Source organism: Pseudomonas sp. B5(2017), assembly GCF_002112825.1.
Classification (GTDB): domain Bacteria; phylum Pseudomonadota; class Gammaproteobacteria; order Pseudomonadales; family Pseudomonadaceae; genus Aquipseudomonas; species Aquipseudomonas putida_Z.
The window spans coordinates 1-21123 of sequence record NZ_NEIR01000002.1; the positions used below are offsets into that span (position 1 = coordinate 1).

Below are 21123 nucleotides of genomic sequence, written 5' to 3' on the forward strand. Positions count from 1 at the left end.
GGCGGGCGGGAGGGGTGGATCTTGGCATTAGTGCTCCGGTACCCCGAGCGGCTGCTCGGAGGGCTTGTCAGTGGGTGCTGGCAGCGGTTTTTGCGGCACTTTCGGGCCAGCGGTGACGATCACCAGTTTATCGGCTGACAGGTGTTTGTTCATGGCCGTTCTTACCTGCTCGACGGTGAGGGCCTGGGACTGCTGCATGAAGTCCTCCAGCCAGGTCAGCGGCAGGTTGTAGAAGCCAATGGCACCCAGTTGGCCGACGATGCTGGCGTTGCTGGCATTGGACAGCGGGAAGCTGCCGGCCAGTTCGCGCTTGGCATCGTCCAGCTCCTGCTGGGTGGGGCCGGCCTTGAGGTAGTCGGCGAGAATATCCTGCACCAGCTTGAGCGTGCCCTCGCTGAGTTCGGCACGGGTCTGCAGGTTGATCATGAACGGCCCGCGCACCTGCATCGGGCTGAACACCGAGTACACGCCGTAGGTCAGGCCGCGCTTTTCACGCACCTCGCTCATCAGCCGGGTGCCGAACGCACCGCCGCCGAGGATCTGGTTGCCCAGTGACAGGGCCGGCCAGTCCGGGTCCTGGCGGTCGATGCCGAGTTCGGCCAGCATCAGGTGGGTCTGCTTGGACGGGAAGTCGATGTGGGTCAGGCCTGCCTTGGCTTCGCCGGGTTGGGCCGGTGCGGCCAGCGCGGGGCCCTTGGGCAGGCCAGCTGATACCTGGGCGGCGATGGCTTCGGCCTCGGCGCGGCTGAGGTCGCCGACCAGGGCGATGACTGCGTTGCCGCCGGTGTAGGCCTTGGCGTGGAAGGCGCGCAGCTGTGCCAGGGTGATGCCACTGATGCTTTCGGCGGTGCCGTCGCTCGGGTGGGCGTAGGGGTGGTCGCCGTAGAGCTTGGCGAACAGGGCCTTGCCAGCGACCTTGCCGGGGTTCTGCTTTTCATACTCGAAGCCGGCCAGCATCTGGTTCTTGATGCGCTTGAGGGCGTCTTCGGGGAAGGTCGGCTTGCCAGCCACCTCGGCGAACAGCTTGAGCGCCGGTTCGCGCTTGTCCTTGGCGCTGAGGCTGCGCAGCGAGGCCACGGCCATATCGCGGTAGGAGCCGTTGCCAAAGTCGGCGCCCAGGCCCTCGAAGCCTTCGGCGATGGCAGTCACGTCCTTGCCGGCCACGCCTTCGTTGAGCATGGCGTTGGTCAGGGCAGCCAGGCCTGGCGTTCCGCCATCCTGGCTGCTGCCGGCGGCGAAGGTGATGCGCAGGTCGAACATCGGCAGTTCGCGAGCCTCGACGAACAGTACCCGGGCACCTTCGGCGGTGTTCCAGTGCTGGATGTTCAACTGGCGCCGGCTGGGCGCCTTGCCATCCAGCTCGGCCAGCGACTGCAAGGTGTTGGCCGGGCGTGCCGCGTTGCTGTCGGCCTTGGCGGCGTTGTCGGCCATGGCCGGGGCGGCCAGCACCGCCGCCAGCGCCAGGGCGCGGATGCCCGTGGCCAGCAGGGTTGGGCGTGGTGCGCGGCGATCACTCATGAGCGGACTCCTCGGGCAGTACATGGGCAACGCTCAGGCGTTCGCGGGTGAAGTAGGTGCGCGCGGCGTTCTGGATGTCCTGCGGGGTAACGCGCTTGAGCTCGTCCAGCTCGCTGTCGATCAGCTTCCAGGACAGGCCGACGGTTTCCAGCTGGCCGATGGTAGTGGCCTGGCTGCTGATGGAGTCGCGGTCGTAGACCAGGCCGGCAATGACCTGGGCGCGTACGCGCTCCAGCTCTTCGGCGCTGGGTGGGGTGGTCTTGAGCTCATCCAGCAGCTGCCAGACGCCTTTCTCGACATCGGCGAGGGTTTTCTGCTTCTGCACGTTCGGCGTGGCCGAGATCAGGAACAGGCTGTCGCCGCGGGTGAAGGCGTTGTAGCTGGAAGAAGCACCGGCCACCAGCTCCTGGCCACGTTCCAGGCGTGCCGGCATGCGGGCGCTGTAGCCGCCGTCGAGCAGCGCCGAGATCAGGCGCAGGGCATGCACCGTACGCGGGTCCTTGGCGGTGGACAGGCCAGGTACGTTGAAACCGTAGATCAGGCTCGGCAACTGGGTGCGCACGTGCAGGGTCAGCTGGCGCTGGCCTGGTTCGGCCAGTTCGAGCGGCAACTTGGCCGGCGGCACGGCACGCTTGGGGATGCTGCCGAAGTACTTCTGCGCCAGGCCCTTGACCTCATCGGCGGTGACATCGCCGACTACCACCAGGGTAGCGTTGTTGGGGGCGTACCAGGATTCGTACCAGTGGCGCAGTTCCTCGACCTTCATGCGCTCCAGGTCGGCCATCCAGCCGATGGTCGGGGTGTGGTAGCCGCTGGCCGGGTAGGCCATGGCGCGGAACAGCTCGAACGCCTTGGAGTTGGGCTGGTCGTCGGTGCGCAGGCGGCGTTCTTCCTTGATCACCTCGATTTCACGGCTGAATTCGTCAGCGGGCAGGCGCAGGCTGGCCAGGCGGTCGGCCTCGAGTTCCAGGGCCACCGGCAGGCGGTCGCGCGCCAGCACCTGGTAATAGGCGGTGTAGTCGTCGCTGGTGAAGGCGTTTTCTTCGGCGCCAATGTCACGCAGGATGCGCGAGGCCTCGCCGGGGCCGACCTTGGCGCTGCCCTTGAACATCATGTGTTCCAGCGCGTGGGAAAGGCCGGTCTGGCCCGGGGTTTCGTAGCTGGAGCCAACCTTGTACCAGATCTGCGAGACCACCACCGGGGCGCGGTGGTCCTCGCGCACGACTACTTTCAGGCCGTTGTCGAGGATGAATTCGTGGGTGGGTTGCACATCGGCGGCGAAGGCCGCGAGCGGCAGGCAGAGCGTGCCGAGCAACAGGCCAGCGGCGCGGCGGGCTAGAGCATTCATACGGTGTTTAACCTGTTCGGCGGCCCGCTGGTTTAGCGTCGGCGGGCCAGGAGGTGCTAGGATACTGATCCGGTTGCCTGGCGACCATGCCTGTCGCCGTTCTGGCCCGCAGGACACTAAGACAAAACGTTGCGCATGAACCAGCCGGCTTCAAGATAGTCTGTTCTGCGTAGAGAGAATTCCCGATGCGCCATAGCTGGCCCATCGCTACCCTGAGATAGCCGTCTTCCATGTTTGGTTCCAACGACGACAAAAAAGCGCCGGCCGAGGCTGGTGAGAAGAAAGGCCTGTTCAGCTGGTTTCGCAAGAAACCGCAGCAACCTGTGGAAGCGGGCGTGCCCGCGAATGAACTACCAGCCGTCGAGCAGCCTGCAACCGCTCCGGTCGAGGGTTCTACCGCCGAAGCGCCACAGGCCCCTGAGCCCGTTCAGGCCCCTGCGGCCCCACAGCTGACAGAACCGCAGCAGGTCGCCGCACCCGTCCAATCCCCGGTGGTCGAGGCCCCTGTCCCCGAACCGGTTGCTTCCCAACCGTTGCAGGCCCCTGAACCCGAGCCGGTCGCGTCCCAGCCGCTGGTGGCACCTGCACCGCAGCCGGTCGCGTCCATGCCCTTGCAGGCGGCCCCGGTCGAGCCAGCCCCTGTCGAGGCGGCCCCGGTCGTCGAGCCGGTCGCGCCGGTCAGCAACCTGGTGCTGCCGGTTGCTGAAGAGCCTGTGGCCCTGGTGCCGGATCTGGCGCCGAAAGCGCCGCCCGCCATCCCGGAGCGCCCTGCACCAGAGCTTGCTGCCCCTGTGGCTGCAGCCCCGGTCGCCGCGCAGGCCGAGCAGGCCAAGCCCGGCTTCTTCGCCCGCCTCAAGCAGGGCCTGTCGAAGACCAGCGCCAGCATCGGCGAGGGCATGGCCAGCCTGTTCCTGGGCAAGAAAGTCATCGATGACGACCTGCTCGACGAAATCGAAACCCGACTGCTGACCGCCGACGTTGGCGTGGAAGCCACTTCCACCATCGTCCAGAACCTGACCCAGAAGGTTGCCCGCAAGCAGCTGGCCGACGCCGATGCCCTGTACAAGTCGCTGCAGGAAGAACTGGCTGCGCTGCTGCGCCCGGTCGAGCAGCCGCTGGTGGTACAGGCGCAGAACAAGCCCTATGTGATCCTGGTGGTCGGTGTGAACGGCGCCGGCAAGACCACCACCATCGGCAAACTGGCCAAGAAGCTGCAGCTCGAAGGCAAGAAAGTGATGCTGGCTGCTGGCGACACCTTCCGTGCCGCTGCGGTCGAGCAACTGCAGGTGTGGGGCGAGCGTAACCAGATCCCGGTGATCGCCCAGCACACTGGCGCCGACTCCGCTTCGGTGATCTTCGATGCCGTACAGGCCGCCAAGGCCCGTGGCGTCGACGTGCTGATCGCCGACACCGCTGGCCGCCTGCACACCAAAGACAACCTGATGGAAGAGCTGAAGAAGGTCCGCCGGGTCATCGGCAAGCTCGACGCCGAGGCGCCGCACGAGGTGCTGCTGGTACTCGATGCGGGCACCGGCCAGAACGCCATCAGCCAGGCCAAGTACTTCAACCAGAGCGTCGAACTGACCGGCCTGGCCCTGACCAAGCTGGACGGCACTGCCAAGGGCGGGGTGATCTTCGCCCTGGCCAAGCAGTTCAAGCTGCCGATCCGCTTCATCGGTGTCGGTGAAGGCATCGACGACCTGCGTACCTTCGAAGCCGAGCCGTTCGTCAAGGCTCTGTTCGCCGAGCGAGACTGAACATGATCCGATTCGAACAGGTTGCCAAGCGCTATCCCAATGGTCATGTGGGTTTGCATGAGCTGAGTTTCCGGGCGCGCCGGGGCGAATTCCTGTTCGTCACCGGCCACTCGGGCGCGGGCAAGAGCACCTTGCTGCGCCTGCTGCTGGCCATGGAGCGCCCGACCAGCGGCAAGCTGATGCTGGCCGGGCAGGACCTGGGCCAGATCAGCAATTCGCAGATCCCGTTCCTGCGCCGGCAGATCGGCGTGGTGTTCCAGAACCACCAGCTGTTGTTCGACCGCACGGTGTTCAACAACATCGCCTTGCCGCTGCAGATTCTCGGCCTGTCCAAGGCCGAGGTCGCCAAGCGCGTGGACTCGGCACTGGAGCGAGTGTCGCTGGCCGACAAGGGCGAGTTGTTCCCGGCCGACCTGTCCACCGGGCAGCAGCAACGGGTGGGCATCGCCCGCGCCATCGTTCACCAGCCAGCCCTGCTGCTGGCCGACGAACCCACCGGTAACCTCGACCCGCGCCTGGCCGCGGAGATCATGGGGGTGTTCGAGGACATCAACCGCCTGGGTACCACGGTATTGATCGCCAGCCACGACCTGGCACTGATTGCGCGCATGCGCCACCGCATGCTGACCTTGCAGCGCGGCCGCTTGATCGGCGATGGGGAGGCCGGGCAATGAGCACTACACGTACGCCGAAGGTTTCCGAACGGGTTGCGCCGAAACCGGCCGACCCGCAACCGGCGAAGAAAAAGCACGACGACGATGACGGCCCGGATTTCCGCACGCTGCTGCATGCCTGGCTGGAAAGCCACCGTGCCAGCATGGCCGACAGCCTGCGCCGGCTGGGCAAGCAGCCGATCGGCAGCTTCTTCACCTGCCTGGTGATGGCGGTGGCGCTGAGCATGCCCATGGGCCTGTCGCTGCTGCTGAAGAACGTCGAGAAGCTTGGCGGCTCGTGGCAGCGCGCCGCGCAGATTTCGCTGTACCTCAAGCTCGATGCAGGCAGCCGCGAAGGCGAGGCGCTACGCGACGAGATCAAGGGCATGCCTGGCGTGGCCGACGCGCAGTATGTCAGCCGCGAGCAGGCGCTGGAGGAGTTCCAGCAGCAGTCCGGCCTGGGCGAAGCCCTGCGTGAACTGCCTGACAACCCGCTGCCTGGCGTGGTGGTGGTGACCCCTACCGAAGTCGACAAGCCGGCCTTGGAAGCATTGCGTCAGCGCCTGTCGGAGCTGCCGCGGGTGGAAGTGGCGCAACTTGACCTGGTTTGGGTCGAGCGCCTGGCGGCCATCCTCAAACTGGGTGACCGGTTTGTCTTTGGCCTGGCCGTGATGCTGATTTCCGCCCTGCTGTTAGTAATCGGTAACACAATTCGTCTACACATTGAAAACCGCCGTACCGAGATCGAAGTGATCAAGCTGGTCGGTGGCACGGATGCCTACGTACGTCGGCCTTTCCTGTACATGGGCGCGCTGTATGGCCTGGGTGCAGGGGTGATCGCATGGGGCATCCTGGCGTTTGGCCTGAACTGGCTGAACGAGGCGGTGGTAGGGCTTTCCGGGCTGTACGGCAGCGACTTCGCCCTGGGCGGGGTGCCGGCGTCCGATGGTCTGTCGCTCTTGATCGGAGCGGTGCTGTTGGGGTATATCGGTGCATGGATCGCAGTGGCCCGCCATTTGAACGAGCTGGCGCCGCGATAGTTTTTACGTGCCAGCATTGACAAATTCTTCACTATGGAACTTGTACCGTCGTTCCAGGTCAATGTTGGCAGCGCCCACAAGGCGTGAGTTCTGTAAGTCGGAGGTTCTTGAATGACCACATCGTTGCAACCTGCCTATGCCCTGGTACCCGGTGCAAACCTGGAAGCCTACGTGCACACGGTCAACAGCATCCCGCTGCTGACTGTCGAGCAGGAGCGTGATCTGGGCGAGCGTCTCTATTATGAGCAGGATGTCGAGGCCGCTCGTCAAATGGTGATGGCCCACCTGCGTTTCGTCGTACATATCGCCCGTAGCTATGCCGGCTACGGGCTGGCCCAGGCCGACCTGATCCAGGAAGGCAACGTCGGCCTGATGAAAGCCGTCAAGCGCTTCAACCCGGAAATGGGCGTGCGCCTGGTGTCGTTCGCCGTGCACTGGATCAAGGCAGAGATCCACGAGTTCATCCTGCGCAACTGGCGCATCGTCAAGGTGGCCACCACCAAGGCCCAACGCAAGCTGTTCTTCAACCTGCGCAGCCAGAAGAAGCGTCTGGCCTGGCTGAACAACGACGAAGTGCACCGCGTGGCGGAAAGCCTGGGCGTGGAGCCGCGTGAAGTGCGCGAGATGGAAAGCCGCCTCAGCGGCCAGGACATGGCGTTCGACCCGGCAGCGGAAGCTGACGACGACAGTGCCTTCCAGTCGCCTGCGCATTACCTGGAAGACCACCGTTACGACCCGGCAGTGCAGCTGGAGGATGCCGACTGGAGCGACAACTCCACCAGCAACCTGCACGAAGCACTGCAAGGGCTGGACGAGCGTAGCCGCGACATTCTCTACCAGCGCTGGTTGGCGGAAGAGAAGGCCACGTTGCATGAGCTGGCGGACAAGTACAGCGTTTCGGCTGAGCGGATTCGCCAGCTGGAGAAGAATGCGATGAACAAGGTCAAGGCGCTGATCGCGGTTTGATCGAGCCCTGGCTGCAAGGAAAAGCCGCTGGCCCGGATAGGGCGAGCGGCTTTTTTATTGGCCGGGAGATTTTGGGGCCGCTTTGCGGCCCTTTCGCGACACAAGGCCGCTCCTGCAAGAGACTGCGATCCCCTGTAGGAGCGGCCTTGTGTCGCGATGGGCTGCGCAGCAGCCCCCAAAGGCTCAAAGTTTGCGCGAAGTGTCGAGCTGCATCAGGTAGCTGGGCCCACCCAGCTGGCTCATCTGCCGGCGAATCCAGCCGGCCCGGCTGGCCACATAGGCACTCGGCCGGCTGGCACTCCACTTGATCGGGCTCGGCAACACCGCCGCCAGCTGCGCCGCCTGCTGGCGGCTAAGCCTGCTCGCATCGACGCCAAAGTGGTAGCGAGCTGCCGCCTGGGCGCCAAACACACCTTTGCCCCATTCGGCACTGTTCAGGTAGACCTCGAGAATCCGCTCTTTCGACCAGAACAGCTCGATCAACGCGGTGAACCAGGCCTCCAGCCCTTTGCGGAACCAGCTGCGCCCGGACCAAAGGAACAGGTTCTTGGCCACCTGCTGGGTCAGGGTGCTGGCACCGCGAATGCTGCCGCCGCGCTCGTTGTAGGCCAGCGCCGCCTGGATGGCCGGGATGTCGAACCCCCAGTGGTTGGCGAACTTCTGGTCCTCGCCAGCAATGACCGCGACCTTGAGGTCATCGGAGATGTTCTCCCACGGCTCCCAGTCGCGCTGCAGGTCGATCGGCTCGCCATTCACCCAGGACTGCACCTTGCGCTCGACCATCAGCGCCGTGCCGGGTGGTGGCACCCAGCGGAACACCAGCACCAGCACGATGCTGCCGGCAGCGAACCAGAGCAGGGCGCGGGAGAGGCGGCGGAGAAGGGTTGGCAGCATGACGATGGCTTGGCCGTACGGGTGGAAGGGGCCATTATACAGACCCGATCCAAGGAGTCGTCCCATGCTTCGCAGCTTCCTGATGCTTGCCGCCTTTTTCGGCTTCACCGGTGTCGCTCTGGGCGCTTTCGCTGCCCATGGCCTGAAAAGCCGGCTGACGGCCGACTATCTGGCGATCTTTCAGACTGGTGTGACCTACCAGTTGGTGCATGCCCTGGCGATCTTCGCTGTCGCCGTGCTCTCGGTGCACCTGCCAGGGCGCCTGGTCGGCTGGGCTGGCGGCCTGTTTGCCGTGGGGATAGTGCTGTTCTCCGGTAGCCTGTACCTGCTGACCCTCAGCGGCCTGGGCAAGCTCGGCATCATCACCCCGATTGGTGGCCTGTGCTTCCTCGCCGGCTGGCTGTGCCTGGGCCTGGCAGCCTGGCGGCTCGGTTGACCGAGTGGTCCACAATCGCGACTAATGGCGTGCAGCGCCCTTGGGTTGCAGGGCGGTTCAGCGCTAGAATGCGGGCCCCCAAAGAACAATGGTGGCCGTGCGCATGCGCATTCAACTGAACGGTGAACCTTACGAATTGCCCGCTGGCGAAAGCGTCGCGGCCCTGCTGGCCCGCCTGGAGCTGACCGGGCGCCGCGTCGCGGTGGAACTTAACCTGGATATCGTGCCGCGTAGCCAGCACGACAGCACGCTGTTGAACGACGGCGACCAGGTCGAAGTGGTCCACGCCATCGGTGGCGGCTGATTCCGGCCGGCGATTCACCTGCAAGCCCAGCAACCTTTTCCCGAGGAACAACCATGAGCAACGTTCGTAGCGACAAGCCCTTTACCCTGGCCGGGCGTACTTTCCAGTCGCGCCTGCTGGTCGGTACCGGCAAGTACCGTGACATGGAAGAAACCCGCCTGGCCATCGAAGCCTCGGGTGCCGAGATCGTCACCGTTGCCGTGCGCCGCACCAACATCGGCCAGAACCCGGGCGAGCCGAACCTGCTCGATGTGCTGCCACCGGACCGCTACACCATCCTGCCGAACACCGCTGGCTGCTACGACGCGGTCGAAGCCGTGCGCACCTGCCGCCTGGCCCGCGAACTGCTGGATGGCCACAACCTGGTCAAGCTGGAAGTACTGGCTGACCAGAAAACCCTGTTCCCCAATGTGATCGAAACCCTCAAGGCCGCCGAAGTGTTGGTCAAGGATGGTTTCGACGTGATGGTCTACACCAGCGACGATCCGATCATCGCCCGCCAGCTGGCCGAAGCCGGCTGCATCGCGGTCATGCCGCTGGCTGGCCTGATCGGTACCGGCCTGGGTATCTGCAACCCCTACAACCTGCAGATCATCCTGGAAGAGTCCAAGGTTCCGGTGCTGGTCGATGCTGGCGTGGGTACCGCGTCCGACGCCACCATCGCCATGGAAATGGGCTGCGAAGCGGTGCTGATGAACTCGGCCATCGCCCACGCCCAGCAGCCGGTGCTGATGGCCGAGGCCATGAAGCACGCCATCGTCGCCGGTCGCATGGCCTACCTGGCCGGCCGTATGCCGAAGAAACTCTATGCCAGCGCCTCTTCGCCGCTGGATGGTCTGATCAAGTAAGAGCCCCTGATGACTGAATCGCACGATACGCCGATCACCCCCGACGGCGAAGCCCGCCCGCACCGCCGCATCAAGAGTTTCGTGATGCGCGCCGGGCGCATGACCGAAGGCCAGCAACGTGGCCTGGAGCAGGGCGGCCCGCTGTACATCCTGCCGCTGGCCGACAGCCCGGTGGACTACGACCAGGTGTTCGGCCGCTCGGCGCCGCGCACCCTGGAGATCGGCTTCGGCATGGGCCATTCCCTGCTGGAAATGGCTGCTGCCGCGCCTGAACAGGACTTCATCGGTGTGGAAGTACACCGCCCGGGTGTTGGCGCGCTGCTCAACGGCGTGCTGACCCAGGGCCTGAAGAACCTGCGGGTATATGACTGCGATGCCATCGAAGTGCTGAACCGCTGCGTGGCGGACAACAGCCTCGACCGCCTGATGCTGTTCTTCCCCGACCCATGGCACAAGGCGCGCCACCACAAGCGCCGCATCGTCCAGCTGGAGTTCGCCGAACTGGTACGGCGCAAGCTCAAGCCCGGTGGCGTGTTCCACATGGCCACCGACTGGGAACCGTATGCGGAGTACATGCTGGAAGTGATGAGCGCTGCCCCGGGCTATCGCAACCGTGCGGCCGACGGTACTTACGTGCCACGCCCGGAAGAACGCCCGATCACCAAGTTCGAACGCCGTGGCGAGCGGCTGGGGCACGGGGTTTGGGATTTGAAGTTCGAGAAGGTGGATTGACCGGCTGATACGGCCTTTCGATATGCCGATGCCTGCAGAAATGCAGGCGAAAAAAAACCGCCTTGAGAAGGGCGGTTTTTTTATGTGAGCGACAGGACTGAGAATCCTTCGCTCTGAGGTTTCACAGAAAACCCTCACACAGTTGGCTGATCATAGGCAGCGTAGCGGGGGAACGTCAATGCTCAGAAATATCCGGCATCACGTGTGTCGGAGCGGTTAACAGTCTTGGGTGAGCATTCCAAGTATCATCGCGCTGCTCCTGTGTGGATGAATCAGTGATGGGCCGGGTAGGAGAAGAATTCTGCTTTCCGGCCCCTTCGACACGGCCTGAGAACCGTGCCGGTGCACCTCTTCGAAGGGCCATTGACCTGGCCACTTCACAGAAGACTCTCACACAGTTTTCGAAGGCATCGAAGTACCGGTTAGATGCTGGAAGATTGGCCCGCCAACACGGAGGCCAAGGCATATGAAGCGTTTGCTTGATGCGCTGAGCCGCGTTTGGACGTTCATCCGGATCTTGACTGTGCTCAAGACCGTTCGGGACTTCATGCGCGATCACTTCGATGATGTCCAGTAAGGGCTAGTCAGGTGGTAGGGCTGCCCTGGTTCGCCGGGGCAGCTTTTACAACCCATCTCTGTACTCGCCAGATTACGCGGTCATTGTAGGAGCGGCCTTGTGTCGCGATGGGCCGCGTAGCGGCCCCAGGATGTCAGCGGTGAGGCAGCAATTGTTGGGGCCGCTTTGCGGCCCATCGCGACACAAGGCCGCTCCTGCAAGGTTCAGTGCAAGGCCGTGGCTCAGCCCCGTCGATCCGCCACCACCCCGATCAGCACCAGTACTACCAGCAACACTGGCGCCAGCGCGTAGTTGTTGAACTGGCTCAGCCCTTTCACCACCCAAGGCGTGGCATAGATCAGCGCCGCACCGCTGCCGATCATCACCAGCAAAGCCATGAACGGTACGCGCAGGGCGCCCGCCAGGCCGCCCAGGCGCTGTTCCACCCAGCCCTTGATATCGGTGCCGAACAGCACCAGCAGGCAGCCTACCAAGGCCAGTGAAATCTCCGACAGGTTGCTGCGGCTCCAGCGAGAAACCGTCGCGAGCAGATCAAGTACCAGATCCATGGGTCATCCTTAGGTCAAGAAATACTGCAGCAGGTCATTGAGGAACAACTGGCCCCTCGGCGTGGCCACCAGCCGATCCAGTTCGACCTGCAAAAGGCCCTTTTGTTCGGCAGCGCGGCGTGCCTCGCGCAGTTGTGCCAGCGGCAAACCGGTGCGCTGGGTGAACAGTTCGGCTTCCACCCCATCGATCAGGCGCAGGGCGTTCATCAGGAACTCGAACGGCAGCTCGTCGACTGGCAGCAGCTTTTCGCCGGCCTTGAACGGCTTGGCCAGGTTCAGGTAGTCCTTGGGCAGGCGGGTTTTCCAGGTGCGCAGGATGCGCCCGTCGGCGAAGGTCAGCTTGCCGTGGGCACCAGCGCCGATGCCGATGAAGTCGCCAAAGCGCCAGTAGTTGAGGTTGTGCCGGGCAGCACGCCCCGCCTGGGCATAGGCCGAGACCTCGTACTGGCGGAACCCGTGTTCGCCCATCAGTGCCTGGCCGGCCTCCTGGATATCCCAGAGGATGTCGTCCTCGGGCAGCTCGGGCGGCTGGTTCCAGAACACCGTGTTCGGCTCCACGGTCAGCTGGTACCACGACAAATGCGTCGGCCCCAGGTCGATGGCCTGGCGCAGGTCGCCCAGCGCGTCGTCGAGCGACTGGTCGGGCAGGCCGTGCATCAGGTCCATGTTGAAGTTGTCGAAGCCGGCGGCGCGTGCCATGCCGGCGGCGCGGACCGCTTCATCGCCATTGTGGATGCGCCCCAGCGCCTGCAGTTTGGCTGGCTGGAAGCTCTGCACACCGATGGACAGACGATTGATACCGGTTTGCCGGTAGGCCTTGAACTTGTCCTGCTCGAAAGTGCCCGGGTTGGCCTCCAGGGTAATTTCGATGTCCGGCGCAAACGGGATGCGTTGCTCTACGCCACGCAGCAGTCGGCCAAGGGCGTCGGCACTGAACAGGCTGGGGGTGCCGCCGCCGAAGAAGATCGAGCTGATCGGCCGGTCTTGCACGGCGGCCAGTTCCTGGTCGAGGTCGGTCAGCAGGGCGGCGACGTAGGCATCTTCCGGCAGTTCAGGCCCGGCAGCGTGGGAGTTGAAGTCGCAGTAAGGGCATTTGCGTACGCACCACGGGATGTGGATGTACAGCGCCAGCGGCGGCAGGCTGGTGAAGCCCGCCGCGCCGGGGGTGGACAGCGTTTCGATCATGCCAGGCCCAGACGTTGGCGCAGCAGGGCCATGGCGCGGGCGCGGTGGCTGAGCTGGTTCTTGTCCACAGGGGCCAGGTCGGCGCTGGAGCAGCTGCGCTCCGGTACCCAGAACAGCGGGTCGTAGCCAAAGCCGTGCTCGCCACTGGCCTCGAACATGATGCGCCCGTGCCACAGGCCTTCGCACAGAATCGGCAGCGGGTCGTCGGCATGGCGCACCAGTGCCAGGACGCAGACGAACTGTGCGCCGCGCTCGGCTTCAGGCACGTCTTTCAGTGCTTCGAGCAGCTTGGCGTTGTTCGCCGCGTCACCCTTGCCGTCGGCATAGCGCGCCGAGTAGATGCCCGGCGCGCCGCCGAGGAAGTCCACCGCCAGGCCCGAATCGTCGGCCAGGGCCGGCAGGCCGGAAATGCGTGCGGCGTTGCGCGCCTTGAGGATGGCATTCTCGACGAACGACAGGCCGGTTTCTTCCGGCTCGACCTGGCTGAACTCGCCGATCGAGCGCAGTTGCACGGACGCGCCGAGCATGGCCTGGAGTTCCTTGAGTTTGCCGGCGTTGTGGCTGGCCAATACGAGTTGCTGGAAATTCATCATTCGCCTGGGAAAACGTCCTGATTGAAGCTGAGGGAGTTGCTGATGCCGCCGGTTTCGATATTCAGGTCGAAGGTGACGGTTTCTGGCTGGTCGATCTTGAACTGGGCGATGTAGTACACCGCGCCCTGTTCGGTGATCTGCTTGAATGACAGCGGGCTGCTGCGCCCGGTCAGATCCTTGACCGTGCCGCTGACCACCGCCGTGGCGGGCTTGTTGGCCTTGAGCACGGCGATGTTGAGTACGCCCTGGTTCTTGCTGCGTACCAAGCCGGTGGCTGCGGCCACCTCCGGTGTCAGCATGCTCGAGGTGAACGCGCTGTAGTGCACCGTCACGTCGCCAAACACTTCCTTGCGCTCGGGACGGGCAGCATCGGCAGCCAGTACCGGCAGGGCCAGGCACAGGCTGATCAGGAACAGGGCTAGGCGACGCATGGGGTGATTCCTCCGGTGGGCGTCAGACCGCGAGCTGATGTTCTTGCAGGCCCGGGCTGCTGACGCGGTAGATGCCGATCTCACCTAGAAGATTAGGCCAAAGCCGGCCACCCCACCCGTTGCGGTGCAAGTGGTCGACCGCCAGGCGGTCTAGCACCTTGGCGCGGCGCTCGTGGCACAGCTCTTCGAAGTCGGCGAAGGTGCAGAAGTGGATGTTTGGCGTGTTGTACCAGGTGTACGGCATGAAGTCCGAAACCGGCATGCGGCCTTTGGTCGCCAGGTACCAGCGGCAACGCCAGTGGCCGAAGTTGGGGAAGGTGATGATGCACTGGCGGCCCACGCGCAGCATCTCGTCCAGGATGCGGTCGGGGTACTCCACGGCCTGCAGGGCCTGGGTCATGATCACCACGTCGAAACTGTTGCTGGCGAAGTTGCCCAGGCCCTTGTCCAGGTCTTGCTCGATGACGTTGACGCCCTTGGCCACGCAGGCGGCGATGTTGTCGGCGTCGATCTCCAGGCCATAGCCGGTGACCTGCTTGCGGTCGCGCAGCGAGGCCAGCAGTTCGCCGCTGCCGCAGCCCAGGTCGAGTACCCGGCTACCGGCGGGGATCCAGTCGTGGATGATTTCCAGATCGGCTCTCATGCTGTCCTCAGATGGCAATGCGGTTCATGTAGTTCGAGAAACCCTGCATGTAGCGAGGCGTGGGGATCAGGAAGGCGTCGTGCCCGTAAGGCGAGTCGATCTCCAGGTAGCAGACGTTCTTGCGCGCGGCCATCAGGGCGTCGACGATCTCGCGCGAACGGGCCGGGGAGAAGCGCCAGTCGGTGGTGAACGACATGATGCAGTAATCCGCCTTGACGTGGCTCAGGGTGGCCGCCAGGTCGCCACCCTGGGCGGCGGCGGGGTCGAAGTAGTCCAGCGCCTTGGTCATCAGCAGGTAGGTGTTGGCGTCGAAGCGCCCGGAAAACTCCTCGCCCTGGTAGCGCAGGTAGCTCTCGACCTGGAATTCGACGCTGTGGAAGTCGTAGTTGAGCTTGTCGCTCTTCAGCTCGCGGCCGAATTTTTCACCCATCGAGTCATCCGACAGGTAGGTGATGTGGCCGACCATGCGCGCCAGCATCAGGCCGCGCTTGGGGATCACGCCCTGGTCCTGGAACGAACCACCGTGGAATTCGGGGTCGGTGAGGATGGCCTGGCGTGCCACTTCGTTGAAGGCGATGTTCTGTGCCGACAGCTTGGGCGCCGAGGCGATGTCGACGCAATGGCGCACGCGCTCGGGGTAGCTGATGGTCCACTGCAGCGCCTGCATGCCACCCAGGCTGCCACCGACCACGGCGGCCCACTGCTGGATGCCCAGGCGCTCGGCGAGGCGCACCTGGCTGTGCACCCAGTCTTCCACGGTCAGCACCGGGAAGTCGGCGCCATAGGGCTTGCCGGTGGCCGGGTTGATGCTGCTGGGGCCGGTGCTGCCGTTGCAGCCGCCCAGGTTGTTCAGGCTGACCACGAAGAAGCGGTTGGTGTCGATCGGCTTGCCAGGGCCGATGCAGCTGTCCCACCAGCCCGGCTTGCGGTCGGTGGTGGCATGGTAGCCAGCGGCATGGTGGTGGCCGGAAAGCGCATGGCAGATCAGCACGGCGTTGCTCGCGCTGGCGTTCAGGGTGCCATAGGTCTCGTAGACCAGTTCGTAACTGGCCAGGGAGCGGCCACAAGCCAGTGCCAGCGGTTCATCGAACCGGGCGGTTTGCGGTACTACCAGACCGACGGAATCTTCGGGAAAGACAGTGGACATCGACCCTGCTCACGCTTGACGGAGGCGTAAGTCTAAAGAGCGCTACCCCCAGCGGCAAGCAGAGGCTTGTCGCTGGAAGCAACCAGGGTCAGGTGAGGCTCAGATCATCCGCCACAGCTCTTGTGGCATGCCGGCATAGGCGGCCAGCGGCGGCATGACAAACGACTGGATCACCTGGATCGCGAGGAAGGCGAAGATCGGCGAGATGTCCATGCCGCCCAGGTTGGGCACGATGCGGCGGAACGGCGCCAGCACCGGTTCGCTGATCTGGTAGGCCAGCTCGGCCGCCGGATTGTGGCTGTTGGGAGCAACCCAGGATACGATCACCATGACGATCATCGCGACCCAGAAAATCTTCAGGAACAGCGAGGTGATACCGATGATGGCCCACATCAGCAGGTGCAGGATGTCACCGAAGGTGCCGTAGGTGACCATCAGCACGAAAGCCATCAGCAACGCCTGGATGACCACCGACAACAGCAGCGACGAGGTATCCAGCCCACCAACGCTTGGGATGACCCGGCGGATCGGCTTGAGCAGCGGTTGTGTGGCGCGCACGGCGAACTGGCACAGCGGGTTGTAGAAGTTGGCCTTGACCAGCTGCAGGACGAAGCGCAGCAGGACGATCACCAGATACAGGCTGACCAGGGTTTGCACCACGAAGATCGCGGCGCCGGACAGTGCATTCATCTAAGGCTCCTTATTTGCCCAGTTGTTCGGCCAGCTCGGCGGAACGTGTAGCCGCAGCCTGCAGCGCCTGTTCGACGATGCCTTCGAAGCCGCTGGCCTGGAACGACTTGATCGCCGCTTCGGTAGTGCCGGCAGGCGAGGTGACACGGCGGCGCAGCTCGGCAGCGTCGACATCGCTGGCAACCGCCATGCGTGCGGCGCCCAACGCTGTCTGCAGGGTCAGCTGTGAGGCGGTTTCACGTGGCAGGCCAAGTTTTTCGCCGGCCGCGGTCATGGCTTCGATCAGCAGGAAGAAATACGCCGGGCCGCTGCCGGAGACAGCCGTCACGGCGTCCAGTTGCTGTTCCTGCTCCAGCCACAGGGCGGTGCCCACGGCCGACAGCAGTTGCTCGGCCTGCTGGCGTTGTTCGCTGGATACTTCCGCGGTGGCGTACAGGCCGCTGACGCCTTGGCGCAGCAGTGCCGGGGTGTTGGGCATGCAGCGCACCACAGGGCGAGCGCCGACCCAGCTTTGCAGGCTGGCGCAGGTGATGCCGGCAGCGATGGAAACGATCAGCTGGCCATCCTGCAGGTTCGGTTGCAGGGCTTGGCACACGGCTTTCATGACCTGGGGCTTGACCGCCAGGACGATGACGTCGGCACCATCGATGGCCTGGGCGTTGTTCTCGAAGGTTTCGATGCCGTGCTCGGCCTGGATGCGGCTGCGGGTCTCGGCGCCCGGGTCGCTGGCGCGGATCTGCGAGGCGTCCAGGCCCTGGGCACGCAGACCACCGATCAGGCTGGCGGCCATGTTGCCGGCGCCGATGAAGGCAATACGAGTCTTGCTCATGTCAGGTCCTTGTGGGAAAGAGTGAGTAAAGCATGGAATCAGGGCTGCCCGTAGTCGCGGGCACCGAACAGGGCGGTACCGATACGCACCCAGGTCGCACCCTGTGCAATGGCCGCTTCCAGGTCGTGGCTCATGCCCATGGAAAGGGTGTCCAGGCCAAGGCCAAGGCCTTCCTGCAACTGGCGCAGGGTGGCGAAGGCGGCTTCCTGGGCGGCGCGGTCATCAGTGGGTTCTGGGATGGCCATCAGCCCGCGCAGGCGCAGGTTGGGCAGCGCGGCTACCGCCTTGGCCAGGGCCGGCAGGTCGGCGGGGGCGCAGCCGGACTTGCTGTCTTCGCCGCTGACGTTCACCTGCAGGCAGATGTTCAGTGGCGCCAGCCCGGCCGGGCGCTGCTCCGAGAGGCGTTGGGCGATTTTCAGGCGGTCCACGGAATGTACCCAGTCGAAATGCTCGGCGATGGCTTTGGTCTTGTTCGACTGAATGGGGCCGATGAAGTGCCAGATCAAGGGCAGGTCGCCGAGTGCCTGCTGCTTTGTCAGCGCTTCCTGTAGGTAGTTTTCCCCGAAATCGCACACGCCGGCGGCGTGGATCTCGCGGATGGCGCTGGCTGGCTTGGTCTTGCTCACGGCCAGCAACTGGACGCTGGCCGGATCACGCCCGGCAGCCTGGGCAGCGCCGGCGATTCGGGCGGAAATAGCGGAAAGGTTGTCTGCTAGGGTGGACATGGACTGATGCCGGCGGCTGTGGGGTTTGCGGCATTCTACCTACTTGAAGGCCTTTGGGGAGTCTCATGGATGTGACCGACCTGTTGGCCCGGGCCGTGGATGCGGGGGCTTCCGACCTGCACCTGGCGGCGGGCCAGATACCGATGCTGCGCCTGGATGGCGAGCTGCAGCGCATGGCCCTGCCGACCTTGGGCCCTGCCGCCTTGACCGAGGGCATGGCACCCATGCTGGATGAAGACCAGCGCCGACAGTGGGCCCAGGGTGATGAGCTGGACCTGGCGCTGGAATTGCCGGTGCTGGGGCGCTTTCGGCTGAACCTGTTTCGCCAGTTGCATGGCCCTGCGGCCACCTTCCGCCTGATCCCGGGGCATATCGCCACGCTCGATGAACTCGACCTGGGGGATGTGTTTCAAGCTGTTGCGCAATGCAGCGATGGCTTGATCCTCGTGGGTGGGCCGACCGGCAGCGGCAAGACCAGCACCTTGGCGACACTGCTTGACCAGCTGAACCGCGGTCGGGCTCTGCATATCATCACCCTCGAAGACCCTGTCGAAGTTATCCACAGTAGCCAGCGCAGCCTGGTCAACCAGCGTGAGGTCGGCCGCCATTGTGGTGGGTTCGCCCAGGGGCTGCGCAGTGCCCTGCGTCAGGACCCGGATGTGATCATGATCGGTGAGCTGCGCGACCTGGAAACCATTCGCCTGGCCTTGCGCGCGGCCGAGACCGGACACCTGGTGCTGGCGACCGTGCATACGCGTTCGGCGGTGAGCAGTATTGACCGGTTGGTGGAGGTGTTCGCTGCCGAAGAGAAGCCGCTGGTGCGGGCGATGCTGGCCGAGTCGTTGCGCCTGGTGGTGGCGCAGGTGCTGGTCAGGCGTGCGGGCGGTGGGCGGGTTGCTGCGCGGGAAGTGCTGGTGGTGACGCCAGCGGTGCGTAACCTGGTTCGGGAAGGGCGGATGGCGCAGTTGTGTTCGGTGATGCAGGCGGGTGGTGCGGACGGGATGCGGACGATGGAAGGGGCGATGCGGGGGTTGAAGGAGAGGGGGCTGATCAGCGATCTATAGTGCCTGTGCTGGCCCTTTCGCGGGTAAACCCGCTCCCACATGGATAACACAGCCTTCGAATGCTGTGGTGTACCTGTGGGAGCGGGTTTACCCGCGAAGAGGCCCGGACAGGAGAGCGCCGATCAGATCAGCGCTTGGCCAGGTTCAGCTGCTGCTGTTCTTTCGGCAGCACTCGCTTGGCCACCACGTAATGCTTCTGCCAGTAAGGCTTGCTCAGGGTGTCGATGCTTACCCGCTTGCCACGGCGTGGAGCATGGATGAAGCGGTCGTTGCCCAGGTAGATGGCAACGTGGTTCACCCGGCGGCTCTTGATGTTGAAGAAAATCAGGTCACCTGGCTTCAGGTCACCCTTGGCTACCTTGACGCCGTGGCCCTGGGCCATGGCATTGGAGGTGCGCGGCAGGTCGACGTCGGCGACGTCGTTGAAAGCGTATTTGACCAGCCCGCTGCAGTCGAAGCCTTTCTTCGGGCTGCTGCCGCCCCAGACATAAGGGGTGCCGAGCACATTCACCGCACGGCTGAGCACATCGCTGCTCTGCTTCGGCGACATGGCGGCGACCGGTACACCGGGCACGCTGCGGCTGCTGGCGGCATTGCTTGGGCGGGTGCGCAGCGCGGTCTGCTTGACCGGTGCGTGTCTTACCGAGGCATTGGTGGTGTAGCCGGTAAAACCATTGGGAAGACGTTGCTCACGATTGGTGGCGTGGGCGGCCAGGGGCAATAATAGGCAGAGGGTCAGCCATGTCTTGAGTAAAGGCGGCATAGATGAAGCTCTTATGAATAGTTATGTGTTGGGCGCGCAACTTTATAACAGCTTTTTGATCAATCTTTGATCCGTTGGTCGATTGTCCAGGTGCCGTACGTCGGCCTGCGACAAGAAAGTCACATTTTTTCTTAGAAAATTTTCGGATAACCCACGGGGGCTATGAATGAACAGGTATCAACAAGGGGCGCCGTTTCACGACACCCACAGCAAGACCATTGGCTACCTGCTATGGATTTTCGGCTTTACCGGGTCGCATCGTTTCTATTACGGCAAGCCAGTAACCGGCACCATCTGGTTCTTCACCCTGGGCCTGCTGGGCATCGGCTGGTTGATCGACCTGTTCCTGATCCCGTCCATGGACCGTGAAGCCGACCTCAGGTTCCAGTCCGGGCGCATTGACTACAACATCGCCTGGATCCTGCTGACCTTCCTCGGGGTGTTTGGGTTGCACCGGCTGTATCAGGGCAAGTGGATCACCGCGATCATCTACTTCTTTACCGGCGGGCTGTTCCTGGTGGGGGTGCTGTATGACTTCTGGACGCTGAACAGCCAGGTTTCCGAGCGGAATGCGGGGCGGGGTTGAGTTCACATGGGGGGCTGCTTTGCAGCCCTATCGCGACACAAGGCCGCTCCTACAGGGATCGCGTAAACCCGACTTTCAGGTTTACCCGCACATTGTAGGAGCGGCCTTGTGTCGCGATAGGGGCGCAAAGCGCCCCCCGAACGCAGGTTACTGACGGGTCTGCCGCTGTTGCAGCAGCAGGTTGCTGAAACCTGCCCCAGCCAGTTGCTTCTGCGCCCCGGTCAGCTGCTCGCGGTTGCTGAACGGGCCCACCAGTACGCGGTACCAGGTTTCGTCCTTGACCGTGCCCGACTCCACCTTCACCGACTGACCCAGCAGGATGATCTGCGCGCGCACCTTGTCGGCATCGGCCTGCTTGCGGAACGAACCGGCTTGCAGGAAGAACTGGGTGGTTGCCGCCGGCTTGATCACCGGTGGTGCCGGTGGCGGGGTCTGGCCCATCAGCGCCGCCTGGGCTCGCGCCGTGTCGATTTTCGCCGCTTCAGCCGGCGTCACCGGGGTCACCGGCTGGGCCGGGACGGGTGGCGTCTTCTCTGGCACGGCCTCCGGCGGCACGATCACCTCCGACTCCGGCAGCAGCGTGTAGAAGTCGTACTTCGGCTTCACCGGCTGCTGCGGGGTGGCCTGCGCCGGCTTGCCGGCTTCGGCCACTTTCTCGGCCTTCTGCTGCTCGGGCTTGGTGCGCTTGATGTCTTCGCCACCGGGCTCGAGCTTCATCAGGAACACGATGAACGCGCCTACGGTCAGGCCAACCGCCAGCCATACCCAACCGGGGATCGGCTGCTTGGCCGGCGCCGTCTGGCGGCTGGCGCCGCGTTTGGGTGCGGGTTTTTTCTTGGCAGCCAA

The 21123-nt window shown here is 64.1% G+C and carries 24 protein-coding genes; 10 read left to right on the top strand and 14 right to left on the bottom strand.

Annotation, left to right across the window (positions count from 1 at the left end; all coding sequences use genetic code 11):
- Positions 1-27: 27 nt before the first annotated feature.
- Complete coding sequence (locus CAG00_RS02805) at positions 28-1518, bottom strand: pitrilysin family protein (protein ID WP_025340975.1); 1491 nt, start codon at positions 1516-1518, stop codon at positions 28-30.
- Complete coding sequence (locus tag CAG00_RS02810; RefSeq protein WP_025340974.1) at positions 1511-2866, bottom strand: pitrilysin family protein; 1356 nt, start codon at positions 2864-2866, stop codon at positions 1511-1513. Before CAG00_RS02810 ends, CAG00_RS02805 begins: the two co-directional genes overlap by 8 nt.
- A 230-nt stretch (positions 2867-3096) precedes the next feature.
- Here CAG00_RS02810 and ftsY point away from each other — a divergent pair, with 230 nt between their 5' ends.
- The 4 genes from ftsY to rpoH all read left to right on the top strand — a co-directional run bounded on the left by ftsY (position 3097) and on the right by rpoH (position 7282).
- The gene (ftsY, locus tag CAG00_RS02820; RefSeq protein WP_085663456.1) at positions 3097-4623 is read left to right on the top strand and encodes a signal recognition particle-docking protein FtsY; all 1527 of its coding nucleotides are present in this window, start codon (positions 3097-3099) and stop codon (positions 4621-4623) included.
- Between the two features lie 2 nt (positions 4624-4625).
- Entirely contained in the window at positions 4626-5297 is a 672-nt protein-coding gene (gene ftsE / locus CAG00_RS02825) for a cell division ATP-binding protein FtsE (RefSeq protein WP_013974630.1), read from the top strand.
- The gene (gene ftsX, locus CAG00_RS02830) at positions 5294-6316 is read left to right on the top strand and encodes a permease-like cell division protein FtsX (RefSeq protein WP_013974629.1); all 1023 of its coding nucleotides are present in this window, start codon (positions 5294-5296) and stop codon (positions 6314-6316) included. The genes ftsE and ftsX overlap by 4 nt, the downstream gene beginning before the upstream one ends.
- 111 nt (positions 6317-6427) lie before the next feature.
- Positions 6428-7282, top strand: coding sequence for an RNA polymerase sigma factor RpoH (rpoH, locus tag CAG00_RS02835; RefSeq protein WP_015272155.1), 855 nt, complete (start codon positions 6428-6430; stop codon positions 7280-7282).
- A 183-nt stretch (positions 7283-7465) separates the two neighbouring features.
- Here the strand turns inward: rpoH and mtgA are convergent, their stop codons facing one another.
- Complete coding sequence (gene mtgA / locus CAG00_RS02840) at positions 7466-8176, bottom strand: monofunctional biosynthetic peptidoglycan transglycosylase (RefSeq protein ID WP_015272154.1); 711 nt, start codon at positions 8174-8176, stop codon at positions 7466-7468.
- 64 nt (positions 8177-8240) lie between these two features.
- Here mtgA and CAG00_RS02845 point away from each other — a divergent pair, with 64 nt between their 5' ends.
- The 4 genes from CAG00_RS02845 to trmB all read left to right on the top strand — a co-directional run bounded on the left by CAG00_RS02845 (position 8241) and on the right by trmB (position 10496).
- Positions 8241-8612, top strand: a complete 372-nt coding sequence (locus tag CAG00_RS02845) for a DUF423 domain-containing protein (RefSeq protein ID WP_015272153.1) — start codon at positions 8241-8243, stop codon at positions 8610-8612.
- Between the two features lie 103 nt (positions 8613-8715).
- Positions 8716-8916: a sulfur carrier protein ThiS gene (gene thiS, locus CAG00_RS02850; protein WP_003257817.1), complete on the top strand. Its 201-nt coding sequence runs from the start codon at positions 8716-8718 to the stop codon at positions 8914-8916.
- 53 nt (positions 8917-8969) lie between these two features.
- Positions 8970-9764 carry a thiazole synthase gene (locus CAG00_RS02855; RefSeq protein ID WP_013974625.1) on the top strand — a complete coding sequence of 265 codons (795 nt, stop codon included), beginning with the start codon at positions 8970-8972 and terminating at the stop codon, positions 9762-9764.
- A gap of 9 nt (positions 9765-9773) precedes the next feature.
- Positions 9774-10496 carry a tRNA (guanosine(46)-N7)-methyltransferase TrmB gene (gene trmB, locus CAG00_RS02860; protein ID WP_013974624.1) on the top strand — a complete coding sequence of 241 codons (723 nt, stop codon included), beginning with the start codon at positions 9774-9776 and terminating at the stop codon, positions 10494-10496.
- Positions 10497-11294: 798 nt separating this feature from the next.
- On the opposite strand, the gene CAG00_RS02865 is transcribed toward trmB, so the two are convergent.
- The 9 genes from CAG00_RS02865 to CAG00_RS02905 all read right to left on the bottom strand — a co-directional run bounded on the left by CAG00_RS02865 (position 11295) and on the right by CAG00_RS02905 (position 17864).
- On the bottom strand, positions 11295-11621 hold the full coding sequence (locus tag CAG00_RS02865; RefSeq protein WP_003257821.1) for a DUF3392 domain-containing protein: 327 nt from the start codon (positions 11619-11621) through the stop codon (positions 11295-11297).
- A gap of 9 nt (positions 11622-11630) precedes the next feature.
- A complete protein-coding gene (gene hemW / locus CAG00_RS02870; protein WP_085663457.1) occupies positions 11631-12806 on the bottom strand; it encodes a radical SAM family heme chaperone HemW in 1176 nt (391 codons plus the stop codon).
- Entirely contained in the window at positions 12803-13399 is a 597-nt protein-coding gene (gene rdgB / locus CAG00_RS02875; RefSeq protein WP_003257822.1) for an RdgB/HAM1 family non-canonical purine NTP pyrophosphatase, read from the bottom strand. Before rdgB ends, hemW begins: the two co-directional genes overlap by 4 nt.
- Positions 13396-13830, bottom strand: a complete 435-nt coding sequence (locus CAG00_RS02880) for a DUF4426 domain-containing protein (protein ID WP_025340971.1) — start codon at positions 13828-13830, stop codon at positions 13396-13398. The genes rdgB and CAG00_RS02880 overlap by 4 nt, the downstream gene beginning before the upstream one ends.
- Positions 13831-13852: 22 nt before the next feature.
- On the bottom strand, positions 13853-14473 hold the full coding sequence (gene metW, locus CAG00_RS02885; RefSeq protein WP_015272149.1) for a methionine biosynthesis protein MetW: 621 nt from the start codon (positions 14471-14473) through the stop codon (positions 13853-13855).
- Between the two features lie 7 nt (positions 14474-14480).
- Positions 14481-15620 carry a homoserine O-acetyltransferase gene (locus CAG00_RS02890; RefSeq protein WP_085663458.1) on the bottom strand — a complete coding sequence of 380 codons (1140 nt, stop codon included), beginning with the start codon at positions 15618-15620 and terminating at the stop codon, positions 14481-14483.
- 99 nt (positions 15621-15719) lie between these two features.
- Entirely contained in the window at positions 15720-16310 is a 591-nt protein-coding gene (locus CAG00_RS02895) for a YggT family protein (protein ID WP_013974619.1), read from the bottom strand.
- Between the two features lie 10 nt (positions 16311-16320).
- On the bottom strand, positions 16321-17139 hold the full coding sequence (proC, locus tag CAG00_RS02900; RefSeq protein WP_085663459.1) for a pyrroline-5-carboxylate reductase: 819 nt from the start codon (positions 17137-17139) through the stop codon (positions 16321-16323).
- A 38-nt stretch (positions 17140-17177) separates the two neighbouring features.
- Positions 17178-17864, bottom strand: a complete 687-nt coding sequence (locus tag CAG00_RS02905) for a YggS family pyridoxal phosphate-dependent enzyme (protein WP_085663460.1) — start codon at positions 17862-17864, stop codon at positions 17178-17180.
- Positions 17865-17929: 65 nt separating this feature from the next.
- Between CAG00_RS02905 and CAG00_RS02910 the strand changes: the two genes are divergently transcribed.
- The gene (locus CAG00_RS02910; protein ID WP_085663461.1) at positions 17930-18928 is read left to right on the top strand and encodes a type IV pilus twitching motility protein PilT; all 999 of its coding nucleotides are present in this window, start codon (positions 17930-17932) and stop codon (positions 18926-18928) included.
- 127 nt (positions 18929-19055) lie between these two features.
- Here the strand turns inward: CAG00_RS02910 and CAG00_RS02915 are convergent, their stop codons facing one another.
- Complete coding sequence (locus CAG00_RS02915) at positions 19056-19691, bottom strand: C40 family peptidase (RefSeq protein WP_085663462.1); 636 nt, start codon at positions 19689-19691, stop codon at positions 19056-19058.
- A gap of 166 nt (positions 19692-19857) precedes the next feature.
- Between CAG00_RS02915 and CAG00_RS02920 the strand changes: the two genes are divergently transcribed.
- Positions 19858-20277: a TM2 domain-containing protein gene (locus CAG00_RS02920; protein ID WP_085663463.1), complete on the top strand. Its 420-nt coding sequence runs from the start codon at positions 19858-19860 to the stop codon at positions 20275-20277.
- A 147-nt stretch (positions 20278-20424) separates the two neighbouring features.
- On the opposite strand, the gene CAG00_RS02925 is transcribed toward CAG00_RS02920, so the two are convergent.
- A complete protein-coding gene (locus CAG00_RS02925; RefSeq protein WP_025340965.1) occupies positions 20425-21123 on the bottom strand; it encodes an SPOR domain-containing protein in 699 nt (232 codons plus the stop codon).

Bases quoted from the DNA above. Each gene is read 5' to 3' on its own strand.
- CAG00_RS02805 (WP_025340975.1), bottom strand. From the start codon at position 1,518: ATGAGTGATCGCCGCGCACCACGCCCAACCCTGCTGGCCACGGGCATC.
- CAG00_RS02810 (WP_025340974.1), bottom strand. From the start codon at position 2,866: ATGAATGCTCTAGCCCGCCGCGCCGCTGGCCTGTTGCTCGGCACGCTC.
- ftsY (WP_085663456.1), top strand. From the start codon at position 3,097: ATGTTTGGTTCCAACGACGACAAAAAAGCGCCGGCCGAGGCTGGTGAG.
- ftsE (WP_013974630.1), top strand. From the start codon at position 4,626: ATGATCCGATTCGAACAGGTTGCCAAGCGCTATCCCAATGGTCATGTG.
- ftsX (WP_013974629.1), top strand. From the start codon at position 5,294: ATGAGCACTACACGTACGCCGAAGGTTTCCGAACGGGTTGCGCCGAAA.
- rpoH (WP_015272155.1), top strand. From the start codon at position 6,428: ATGACCACATCGTTGCAACCTGCCTATGCCCTGGTACCCGGTGCAAAC.
- mtgA (WP_015272154.1), bottom strand. From the start codon at position 8,176: ATGCTGCCAACCCTTCTCCGCCGCCTCTCCCGCGCCCTGCTCTGGTTC.
- CAG00_RS02845 (WP_015272153.1), top strand. From the start codon at position 8,241: ATGCTTCGCAGCTTCCTGATGCTTGCCGCCTTTTTCGGCTTCACCGGT.
- thiS (WP_003257817.1), top strand. From the start codon at position 8,716: ATGCGCATTCAACTGAACGGTGAACCTTACGAATTGCCCGCTGGCGAA.
- CAG00_RS02855 (WP_013974625.1), top strand. From the start codon at position 8,970: ATGAGCAACGTTCGTAGCGACAAGCCCTTTACCCTGGCCGGGCGTACT.
- trmB (WP_013974624.1), top strand. From the start codon at position 9,774: ATGACTGAATCGCACGATACGCCGATCACCCCCGACGGCGAAGCCCGC.
- CAG00_RS02865 (WP_003257821.1), bottom strand. From the start codon at position 11,621: ATGGATCTGGTACTTGATCTGCTCGCGACGGTTTCTCGCTGGAGCCGC.
- hemW (WP_085663457.1), bottom strand. From the start codon at position 12,806: ATGATCGAAACGCTGTCCACCCCCGGCGCGGCGGGCTTCACCAGCCTG.
- rdgB (WP_003257822.1), bottom strand. From the start codon at position 13,399: ATGATGAATTTCCAGCAACTCGTATTGGCCAGCCACAACGCCGGCAAA.
- CAG00_RS02880 (WP_025340971.1), bottom strand. From the start codon at position 13,830: ATGCGTCGCCTAGCCCTGTTCCTGATCAGCCTGTGCCTGGCCCTGCCG.
- metW (WP_015272149.1), bottom strand. From the start codon at position 14,473: ATGAGAGCCGATCTGGAAATCATCCACGACTGGATCCCCGCCGGTAGC.
- CAG00_RS02890 (WP_085663458.1), bottom strand. From the start codon at position 15,620: ATGTCCACTGTCTTTCCCGAAGATTCCGTCGGTCTGGTAGTACCGCAA.
- CAG00_RS02895 (WP_013974619.1), bottom strand. From the start codon at position 16,310: ATGAATGCACTGTCCGGCGCCGCGATCTTCGTGGTGCAAACCCTGGTC.
- proC (WP_085663459.1), bottom strand. From the start codon at position 17,139: ATGAGCAAGACTCGTATTGCCTTCATCGGCGCCGGCAACATGGCCGCC.
- CAG00_RS02905 (WP_085663460.1), bottom strand. From the start codon at position 17,864: ATGTCCACCCTAGCAGACAACCTTTCCGCTATTTCCGCCCGAATCGCC.
- CAG00_RS02910 (WP_085663461.1), top strand. From the start codon at position 17,930: ATGGATGTGACCGACCTGTTGGCCCGGGCCGTGGATGCGGGGGCTTCC.
- CAG00_RS02915 (WP_085663462.1), bottom strand. From the start codon at position 19,691: ATGCCGCCTTTACTCAAGACATGGCTGACCCTCTGCCTATTATTGCCC.
- CAG00_RS02920 (WP_085663463.1), top strand. From the start codon at position 19,858: ATGAACAGGTATCAACAAGGGGCGCCGTTTCACGACACCCACAGCAAG.